Below are 6671 nucleotides of genomic sequence, written 5' to 3'. Positions count from 1 at the left end.
TCGCGCCGCTCGTGGCGGGGGTTGGCGATCTTCTCCCCGGTCGAGAGGGTCAGCAGGTGGTCGAGCCCGACGTCGATGCCGACGGCCGCGCTGGTGGCGGGGAGCGGCTTGACGGACGGGTCCTCGCACAGCAGGGACACGAACCAGCGTCCGGCCGCGTCCTGGGACACGGTCACCGTGGACGGCGACGCACCCTCCGGGAGGGGACGGGACCACACGATGTCGAGCGGCTCCGCCATCTTCGCCAGGGTGAGGCTGCCGTCGCGGAACCGGAACGCGCTGGTGGTGTACTCCGCGGACTTGCGGGACTTCTTCCGCGACTTGAAGCGCGGGTACTTCGCCCGCTTGCCGAAGAAGTTCGTGAACGCCGTCTGAAGGTGCCGCAGTGCCTGCTGGAGCGGGACGGAGGACACCTCGTTGAGGTAGGCGAGTCCCTCGGTCTTCTTCCAGGCCGTCAGCATCGCCGACGTCTGGTTGTAGTTCACCCGCTCCTGCCGCGTCCACGCTTCGGTGCGCGCGGCCAGGGCGAGGTTGTAGACCTTCCGCACGCAGCCGAACGTGCGCGACAGCTCAGCTGCCTGCGCATCGGTCGGATAGAAGCGGTACTTGAAAGCCCGCTTCACGTGGGTGGTCTTCACAGTTCACATACTACCCCATCAGTTTGTGACGGAGTGTGGGCAGTTGCGGGTGGACGCCGGTCCGCCCTGGCGGCGAACCGGCGTTCCCTGCCCTGCTCCGCAGGAGCTTCGTTTCCTCCCCGCCCTAAAGGACGGGGTATCCACGAAGGAGAGCCCCGATGACGAGGTCCCCATGCACAGACGTGGTCACGGGTGGCGATCACGAGCGTGGCCGTACCGGCCAGGCCTCCTCGCCCCGCGGCGCCGACCCGCATTTGATCACGGGCCCGCGACCATGCCCGTCGGACCCGCCGACGAGTGGCTTCCGCTCAGACTCCCAGGAAGGAATCCCCCATGGTTCCCTTACGCAGTCGACTGCCGCGCCTCCTCGCGGCCGCCGTACTGACGGTCACCGCCTGCGTCACCGCCTCCGCCGGCACGACCGCCGAGGCCGCACCGGGCAGTCCGGCGCTCACTCCGCCGCTGGGCTGGAACAGCTGGAACAGCTTCGGATGCGGGATCACCGAGACACAGGTCCGCGAGGCCGCCGACGCGATGGTGTCCTCGGGCATGCGCGACGCCGGCTACGAGTACGTGGTGGTCGACGACTGCTGGTTCGACCCGCAGCGTGACAGGGCCGGCAACCTGCGGGCCAACCCGGCCAAGTTCCCCAGCGGGATGAAGGCGCTCGGGGACTACATCCACGGCAAGGGCCTGAAGTTCGGCATCTACCAGGCCCCCAACGAGAAGACGTGCGCCCAGGGCGTGGGCACCTATCCCGGTTCCACGGGCAGCAGGGGCCACGAGGCCCAGGACGCCGCCACGTTCGCCTCCTGGGGCGTGGACTACCTCAAGTACGACTGGTGCTCCGGCAGTGGCACCCTCAGCGAGCAGATCGCGCGGTTCACCATCATGCGTGACGCCCTGCGCGCCACCGGCCGCCCGATCGTCTACGGCATCAACCCCAACAGCTTCCACGCCCCCACCGGCGACAAGTACGACTGGGGCGAGGTCGCCGACCTGTGGCGGACGACCGAGGACCTGCTCGACATCTGGCAGAACGGCAACACCAACAGCTACCCGATGGGCGTCGGCAACGTCCTCGACGTCACCGCCCCGCTCGCCGCGCAGTCGGGCCCGGGTCACTGGAACGACCCCGACATGCTGGTCGTCGGCCGCCCCGGCCTGTCCCTGACCGAGTCCCGTTCCCACTTCGCCCTGTGGGCACTCATGAGTGCCCCGCTCATGGCCGGCAACGACATCCGCACCATGTCCGCCGACGTGAGCGCCATCCTGCGCAACCCGCGCCTGCTCGCGGTGAACCAGGACCCGCTGGGCGCGGGCGGACGCCGAGTCCGCGACGACGGCGCCACCGAGGTGTTCGCCAAGCCCCTGTCCGACGGCTCCGTCGCGGTCGGCCTGCTCAACCGCGGCGGCAGCACCACGACCATCACCACCACGGCCGCACAAGTCGGCCTGTCCGGAGGGTCGTTCACCCTCACCGACCTGTGGACCGGCACCACGTCGAGCACATCCGGCCGGATCTCGGCCAGCGTCCCCGCGCACGGAGTCGCCGTGTTCAGGATGACCGGCGGCAGCCCGCTGGACTCCACCACCGCACGCCTGCGCGGTACCGGATCCGGCCGCTGCCTCGACGTGGAAGGCGCTTCCACCGCGGCCGGGACGGCGACGCTGATCTGGGACTGCCACACCGCCGCCAACCAGCTGTGGACCACCTGGGCCGGAGGCGAGATCCGCGTCTACGGCGACAAGTGCCTGGACGCCTCCGACCGGGGCACCTCCAACGGCACGCCGGTCATCGTCTGGCCCTGCAACGGCCAGGACAACCAGAAGTGGACCATGCGGGCCGACGGGTCGATCCGCAACGTCCACGCCGGACTGTGCCTGGACGCCGAACAGGCGGGAACCGCCAACGGGACCCCGATCATCCTGTGGACCTGCAACGGCCAGAACAACCAGAAGTGGACCACGCTCCCGTAACCCGCCGCCGGGCCCCTCGCACGCGCTACGTGCCGTAGGTGTTCCTCCAGCGCGCGCGGTGTTCCCGGTCGCCCTGGCCGGCGCCGTTGACGCCGGCCAGGGCGGGCAGGGAGGTGCCGTTGTTCCACAGGCCCAGGTGGTCGCGGTGCACGGCCAGGATGCCGTGCTCCACCGCCAGCGCCTGGGACGGAGCGCTGAAGCGCGAGGTCGTCACGAAGACGGCCACGTCGGCCCCGAAGTGCACCTTCGCTCCCATCAGGTCGCGCATCTCGCGGCTGGCGATGGTGCGGTGCGGCGCGTACCGCTTGCACTGGACGACCATCGTGCGGCCGTCCGGCAGCCGCCCGACCACGTCCGCGCCGTTGTCGTGGGAGCCGCCCACCCGCCGCACTTCCGTGCAGCCGTCGCGGCGGCACAGCGCGGCCACCAGCTCCTCGAACTCGGTGCCGGACATCGCGTCCACCTCGGCCAGCGTGCGGCGTCCGGCCGCCACCGCGTCCGCCTGCCGCCACTGCCGGTCCCCGCCCCGGACGATCCGGTCGGTGCGCCACAGCCACCACACCAGGCCGCCGAGACCCGCGGCGATCGCGGCCCCCAGGAGGTACGGCCAGACGGCCGACCAGGAGGCGGTGAGCAGGAGCAGCACCGCCACGCCGCCGACGACCGCCGCCCTCTGCCGGGCCTCGCGCCTGCGCCGCGCCGCCGAGCCGCGTCCGCGGCCTCCGCGCCCCATACGGCCCCCGCGCCCCATACGGCCTCCGCTGCCTCCGCTGCCTCTACGACGAGTAGCCATCCCGGCCCCCTCTCCCCGGATCCGCGCAGCAGTCTGGGCAGCGGGGGGCGGGGGCGGTAGGGCGCCCTTCGGCCATGGCCGGAAACCAGGTACCGGAAACCGTGCGGCGTCCGGGCGGACGCGGTGACGCCGCGTTTGTCGAGGAGGAGTCGCCGGGCACGGTCGGGACGGACCCGCTCGGCCCAGCGGGCCGTGGCGCCGCGGTGGGCGCCCTGCGACCCTGGGAGGGAGGCCGGACCGCCGGGACGAGGAGTGGAGAGGGATCATGGGCGAGACGATCGCGGGCGTACGCATCCCGGACAGCGCCATGGCGCGGGAGGCGACCGAACTGGTCCGTGAGGCGGCCTCGCCGCTGCTGTTCGACCACTCCCGGCGCGTGTTCCTCTGGGGATCACTGCGCGGGCGCGAACAGGGGCTGCGGTTCGATCCGGAACTGCTGTACGTCGGGGCGATGTTCCACGACCTGGGGCTGACCGAGCGGTTCCGCCGCACCGACCGGCGTTTCGAGATCGACGGTGCCGACGAGGCGCGGCGGTTCCTGCACGCCCACGGCATCACCGGCGAGGAGGCCGACCGGGTCTGGACGGCGATCGCCCTGCACACCACGCCGGAGATCCCGCTGCACATGGCCCCCGAGATCGCCCTGGTCACCCGGGGGGTGGAGCTGGACGTGCTGGGCATCGGCTACCGCGCGGTCTCCGACGAGGAGCGTGCGGCCGTGGTGGAGGCCCACCCCCGCCCGGACTTCAAGAACCGGATCCTGGCCGCGTTCACCGAGGGGATCAAGGACCGTCCCGAGACGACGTTCGGCAACGTCAAGGCCGATGTGCTCGCCCACTACGTGCCCGGATTCGTCCGCGGCGACTTCGTCGAGGTCATCAAGGACTCCCCCTGGCCCGAATAGTCTCCGCCTCCTCGACCGACGACGCGACGACGCGACGACGACGGGCCGCCGCCGCGAGCGCGGCGGCCCGTCACCGTCCCCCCGGCTTCGTCGTCCGGCCCCGTTCCGGCCGGTTCACCCCGCGAGCGGGGTCGCACGCACCCGCCTTCCGATCACGCCCGAGGTTCCCCATGCCCGCCCAGCGGCCGAGTCCCGCCGTTGCCGACGTACCGCCCCTGGTCCCGCCCCGCCACTGCGGCGGTGGAACGACGGGCGCCCCCCGCGATGGCCTCCCGCCTCCGGGGGAGGCCGCCTCATCGGTCTGGCGTGTGGCCGGTGATCCGCTGGTCGCGGCACCCGGGGAAGGTGTGCTGTCCGGCTCCCGGGTCGCGGTGAAGGACGTCTTCGCCGTCGCCGGCCATGCGATCGGGGCGGGGAATCCGGCGTGGCTGCGCGAGGCGCCGGTCGAGTCCGCCCACGCCTCCGCCGTCCGGGTCCTGCTCCGGGCGGGGGCGGACGTCGCCGGCATCGCACGGACCGACGAGCTGGCCTACGGCCTGTCCGGGGTCAACGCGCACTACGGGATGCCGCCGAATCCCGCGGCGCCCGGCCGGGTTCCCGGGGGTTCGTCGAGCGGCCCGGCCGGCGCCGTCGCCCTGGGGCTGGCCGACATCGGTCTGGGCACGGACACGGCGGGCTCGGTGCGGGTGCCGACCTCCTACTGCGGGCTGTACAGCCTGCGGCCGACGCACGGTCTGGTCCCGAGCACCGGCCAGATCCCTCTCGCGCCCTCGTTCGACACCGTGAGCTGGATGACCCGGACACCGCGACTGCTCGGCCGGGTGTCCGACGTGCTCCTTCCACGGCGCACCGGTCGACCGGTCGAGAGGCTGCTCCTGGCCACGGACCTGTTCGACCTGGTGGACCCGGCACTGCGTGGGCCGCTGCAGGACGCGGCCCACGCGTGGGCGGAGGCGCTGGCCGTCCCGTTGCTGCCGGGGAGCGACACCTGCGCCGCGCATCTCGAGGAGTGGGCGGAGGCTCTGGGTGTCCTCCAGGCCGTGGAGATGTGGCGGCTGCACGGCGACTGGCTGCGGGCGCACCGCGAGGCCGTCTCGCCCCTCGTCGCGGACGCCGTCGCCGCGGGCGAGGGCATGCCGGCCGAGTACCTCGCGTGGGCCCGGGACACCGTGGGCAGGGCGCGGAGCGCGCTCGCCGAGCTGATCCCGCCCGGGACCGCACTCGTGCAGCCGGCGGCCCCGACGGCGGCTCCCCCGCCCGGCCCGGCCGTCACCGGTATGGCGCTGCGCACCGCGACCGTGCGGATGGTCTGCGCCGCGAGCGTGGCGGGCCTGCCGGTGCTGACCCTGCCCGGGGTGCGGGGCCCGGCCGGCCCCGTCGGGCTCAGTCTCGTCGCGGCCGCCGGGAGCGATCGCGCCCTGACCGCCCTGCTCGCCGATCGCACCGCCGGCTCCGCGCCCGCCACCGGTTCCTGACGACCAAGGCCCCCGCCCCGTCCCGTCCCGGCACGGTTCCGCCGTGAGTACGGGAGCCGCGTCAACGCCCTTCGGGCCGTCACGGCCGGACCGTGGTCGATCCCGGCGCCGTCTACGGCTCAGTCGACCCCGGAGCCGGTTCACCCCGGCACGTCCGGCCGGACGTGCCGGAGCCGGGGCGGGTCAGCTCGGGGAATCCCAGACGACGGCGTCGAACGCGACGACCGGCGCCAGTTCGTCCTCCGGCATGTCGACGACCTCGGCCCGTCCGACGCGGCCTTCGTCGGTCCGGAAGCAGAACACGGAGTCCTCCTCCAGAGGCTGGGAGTGCCGTCCGGCCGCGCCCACCGTGGCCGCGCAGTCGTCGTAGTCCGGCGGCTCTCCGCCGGTCCACAGCGAGACGATGGCGTCTCCGAACGTCACCAGGTCGTAGTCCAGGGCGGCTCCCTGGGTGTTGAGGTCGTTCTTCCCCGAGTTGTCGGCGGGCTGCTCCGCGTCCAGGTCCTTGCCGTACCCCTCGAGGACCAGGGGGCCCTGCCACCGGATCGGAGGAACACCCCTGGACGGATTCGCCCGTGCCGTCGCGCTCGCGACCGGACCTGCCCCGGTGGCGGGAGCGCCGGGCGTGTCCCCGGTCTTCGGGAGGGAGGAGGAGACCCCTCCGGGCGTCTGCTCGGACGCCGCGCTGCCTCCGCCCTCCCCGCCGCCCTTGTCGTCGGGCGCGACGGCGTAGGTCACCGCGGCTCCGATGGCCGCCGCCACGACCATTCCGGCGAACCCGATCCACTCCTTCCGATGGGCCCGGAACCAGCCTCGTTCCGCCGTACCGTTCCGGCCCGGGTCTCCGGGGGCGTTCGCCCCGGGGGACGCGGTGGGCCCGG

At 73.0% G+C, this 6671-nt stretch carries 5 protein-coding genes and 1 pseudogene; 3 read left to right on the top strand and 3 right to left on the bottom strand.

Translation table 11 applies throughout. The features are described 5' to 3' along the window. Positions 1-638, bottom strand: a 638-nt coding sequence (locus tag L7D48_RS14665) for a transposase (RefSeq protein WP_237879878.1), incomplete at its 3' end; no start/stop codon positions are given. 333 nt (positions 639-971) lie between these two features. On the opposite strand from L7D48_RS14665, the gene L7D48_RS14660 reads away from it, so the two are divergent. Then, positions 972-2618 carry a lectin gene (locus L7D48_RS14660; RefSeq protein WP_237879877.1) on the top strand — a complete coding sequence of 549 codons (1647 nt, stop codon included), beginning with the start codon at positions 972-974 and terminating at the stop codon, positions 2616-2618. Positions 2619-2643: 25 nt separating this feature from the next. Here the strand turns inward: L7D48_RS14660 and L7D48_RS14655 are convergent, their stop codons facing one another. Further along, on the bottom strand, positions 2644-3351 hold the full coding sequence (locus tag L7D48_RS14655; RefSeq protein WP_237879876.1) for a restriction endonuclease: 708 nt from the start codon (positions 3349-3351) through the stop codon (positions 2644-2646). Positions 3352-3676: 325 nt separating this feature from the next. Between L7D48_RS14655 and L7D48_RS14650 the strand changes: the two genes are divergently transcribed. Further along, positions 3677-4315 carry an HD domain-containing protein gene (locus L7D48_RS14650; protein WP_237879875.1) on the top strand — a complete coding sequence of 213 codons (639 nt, stop codon included), beginning with the start codon at positions 3677-3679 and terminating at the stop codon, positions 4313-4315. A 308-nt stretch (positions 4316-4623) separates the two neighbouring features. Then, the gene (locus L7D48_RS14645; RefSeq protein WP_237879874.1) at positions 4624-5790 is read left to right on the top strand and encodes an amidase family protein; all 1167 of its coding nucleotides are present in this window, start codon (positions 4624-4626) and stop codon (positions 5788-5790) included. Between the two features lie 183 nt (positions 5791-5973). Here the strand turns inward: L7D48_RS14645 and L7D48_RS14640 are convergent. Beyond that, a pseudogene (locus tag L7D48_RS14640) lies at positions 5974-6671 on the bottom strand (hypothetical protein); the annotation flags it as partial.

It is taken from the genome of Streptomyces sp. ICN903, from assembly GCF_022015835.1.
Taxonomy (GTDB): domain Bacteria; phylum Actinomycetota; class Actinomycetes; order Streptomycetales; family Streptomycetaceae; genus Streptomyces; species Streptomyces fenghuangensis.
Note: the sequence above shows the minus strand (reverse complement) of the source record. Positions and strands in the feature narration are given on the sequence as shown.

Excerpts from the sequence above, each read along its gene's own strand:
- L7D48_RS14660 (WP_237879877.1), top strand. The coding sequence starts at position 972 with ATGGTTCCCTTACGCAGTCGACTGCCGCGCCTCCTCGCGGCCGCCGTA.
- L7D48_RS14655 (WP_237879876.1), bottom strand. The coding sequence starts at position 3,351 with ATGGGGCGCGGAGGCCGCGGACGCGGCTCGGCGGCGCGGCGCAGGCGC.
- L7D48_RS14650 (WP_237879875.1), top strand. The coding sequence starts at position 3,677 with ATGGGCGAGACGATCGCGGGCGTACGCATCCCGGACAGCGCCATGGCG.